This is a genomic window from uncultured Victivallis sp., from assembly GCA_944389935.1.
In the GTDB taxonomy this organism is placed as follows: domain Bacteria; phylum Verrucomicrobiota; class Lentisphaeria; order Victivallales; family Victivallaceae; genus Victivallis.
The window spans coordinates 1-2,808 of sequence record CALXOE010000096.1; the positions used below are offsets into that span (position 1 = coordinate 1).

General features: G+C 60.6%; 2 protein-coding genes. One reads left to right on the top strand and one right to left on the bottom strand.

Translation table 11 applies throughout. The features are described 5' to 3' along the window. The first annotated feature begins 161 nt into the window (after window positions 1-161). Window positions 162-2,159: a hypothetical protein gene (locus tag Q0J85_RS15380; RefSeq protein WP_294483226.1), complete on the top strand. Its 1,998-nt coding sequence runs from the start codon at window positions 162-164 to the stop codon at window positions 2,157-2,159. Here the strand turns inward: Q0J85_RS15380 and Q0J85_RS15385 are convergent. Continuing rightward, a complete protein-coding gene (locus Q0J85_RS15385; RefSeq protein ID WP_294483228.1) occupies window positions 2,140-2,547 on the bottom strand; it encodes a hypothetical protein in 408 nt (135 codons plus the stop codon). The two genes, Q0J85_RS15380 and Q0J85_RS15385, sit on opposite strands and share 20 nt — an antisense overlap. Window positions 2,548-2,808: the final 261 nt, after the last annotated feature.

Sequence of the window (2,808 nt, forward strand, 5' to 3'; positions counted from 1 at the left end):
GGCACGATTTGGGAGAATTATTCCCCCGATCAATGTGATCGGCCGCCGGAACATTCCGGTCGGGATTTTTGCGGATGGTCTGCGTTGATCCCCATTACTTTTTACCGCGAATTTCTTTGTTGAGCAGAGAATCACCACTAATGGTACAGGAATTTTCACAAATGTCAAATAAACGCTGGATGCGCCCGGCGGAACGGGCGGTGGAACCGCCCTTTTTCGCGGTATTTCGAAACTGTTTTCAACTGTCCGAACCGGGAGTGCTGCGTTTCACCTGGAGCGCCGACGAACGGGCGCAGCTCTTCTGTGACGGCGAACGGATCGCCGACGGGCCGCCGCGCGGCACGCCGCAGCGCTGGTTTACCTCCACGGTCGAACTGCCGCTGCCTCCGGGCCGCCATGTGCTCACCGCCCGGCTGTTCGCTTTCGGCAGGAACCTGACCGCCTATGCGCAGATGTCGGTCGCGCCCGGATTCTTCCTCGAAGAGGAATCCAGCCTCCTCTCTCCCGATTGGGAGTACCAGACCTGCATGGGCTGTTCGTTCTCCGGCAGCAAAACCGACTGGGGCAGCTACGCCCATCTGCTGACCGACGAGGATTTCAACTGGTCGGCCCTCCGCGGCGAAGGAGGCGTGTGGCGGAAGCCGGGCTTTTTCGAAGACCGCCGCGCACTGGTTCCCTCCGAACTGCCGCCGATGCGACACGAAGAGACAAACGGCTTCCGGAGAGTCGGAAACATTTTTCTATTCGATGATTACGTCTGCGTCTACGGCGATTACGAATTCTCCGGTGCCGGCGAAGTCCGGCTGCGCTGGGCGGAGCCGGGCTGTGAACCGGAAGCGCTCGACGACGCCTTCCTCAATCAGAGCAAACCCGGCGACCCCTGGCCCGTGTTTTCCGGTTCCGGCGACCGTTTCCGCCTGACCGGAGGACAGCGTATACGCTGGCAGGATTACTGGTGGCACGCCGGGCGCACGCTCGAAATGACCCTCTACGGCGATGTGAAGCTGGAATCGGCCCGCTTTTTCCGTACCGGCTACCCGTGGAAACGCAAGCGTTCCCTCGAAATCCCCGGCGACGAACGGATGACCCGGCTGTTGCGCAAATCATGGAACACATTACAGGCGTGCAGTTTCGAAACGCTGATGGACTGCCCGTATTACGAACAGCTTCAGTATATCTCCGACAGCCGGTTTGACCTGCTGAGTCTGTATGAACTCAGCGACGACCTGCGCATGGCGGAAAACGCGCTGCGCCAGTTCGCCGAGGGACAGTATCCGGCGGGATTTCTCTCCTGCCGCTATCCGACCCGGGAGCTCGGTTACCGTCCCGTGCTCGGAGAGCTGTACACCATTCATATTCCGTCCTTTACCGCTTTTTACATCCAGATGCTGCACGATTTCGCCCGGCTGCGGAAGAACGACGCGCTGGTCGCGGAGCTGCTCCCCGTCGCGCGGCGGGCGGCGGAGTATCTGACCGGAACCCTCGGCCCGGACAACCTGCTGCATGTGCCGGGGTGGAATTTCATCGACTGGCTCGACCGCTGGGAGGGGGGCATTCCGCCGGAATGCCGCAACGGAGAGGGATGCACATTGAATCTGATCTTCCTGCTTTCCCTGCGGGAACTGGCGGATCTGGAACGGAATTTCGGCACACCCGCCGCCGCGCGAAAAATCGAAACGCAGGCGGAACGGCTGGCCGCCGCGATCCGCGCCGCCTATTGGCTGCCGGAACGCAACTGCTTCGCCGAGAACGCCGGGCGCAGCTATGTCTCGGAACATGCGCAGGTGTTCGCCCTGCTGGCGCTGGGGGAACGCGCGGTGATTCCGGCGCTGCGGAGCGGGGAGCTGGACGAATGCGGCATCGCGTTCTCGTTCTACTATCTGGAAGCGTGCCGGATTTACGGCCTCGACGACCTGTTCCGCAAACGGCGCGAACGTTATTTCGAAACGGCGGACCGGCCGGAACTGCGCACCCTGCCGGAACTGTTTCCGAACGACTGGTGGCTCCGTTCCGACTGCCACGCCTGGGGAGCGCATTTTCTCTATCACCAATATGCGCGCGGCCGCATCACCGACCCGATCCCCGCCGCCGCCACCGGAAGGGCGGAATCCCGCCCCTCCGGAAAGTTGCCGGACCGGGTTATTTCTTCTTCGGAGTGAAGCGCAGCAACTGCGGCTTCAGCGGAGCAAGTTCGAATTCCGGCTGGAATCCGCGCTCCCGGATCAGGTCGGACCATTCACCGTCGCCTTCCAGACGGACCCGGCGCGGATCGAAGTTGTAGTTGACCAGATTCACCAGCCAATCGCCCTTCCCGTCGGGAACCATACGGAAGAAGATCCCGTTATTGCCTTCCGCATGTGCGACTTTCAGTTCGACCGGGAGCGGCTCAACTCCGCTCCGGTGAATCTGTTCCGTCAGCACGGCGGGAGCGGTGGACGCCGCCGGTTCCGTCGCGAAATCGGCGGCGAGCGGCTTGCCGTACTCGTCTTCCTGAAGACTCTTCGGCGCAACCGCGATCCGGCCGCCGCGCTTCACGAATTCCGCCATGGTAAGGTAAGCGCCCAGCCAGCCCCATCTGGATTTGAGTCAGACAGTGTGGTATGTTCTTCCACAAACCGTAATAATGGGAGGTATATGCCCAGTGAGCCCCATCTAGAAATCCTCCCGAAGTGAGATTACCTTGCCTCCGGAACTCTAAATTTGGAGGAGTATATGGAACGAGAAAGACGTGGTCGTGACTACTGGCGGGAACAGTTGTCGGAATATTGGGATGGCGGTTTAACGATTCAGGAATATTGCGAGCTGAAA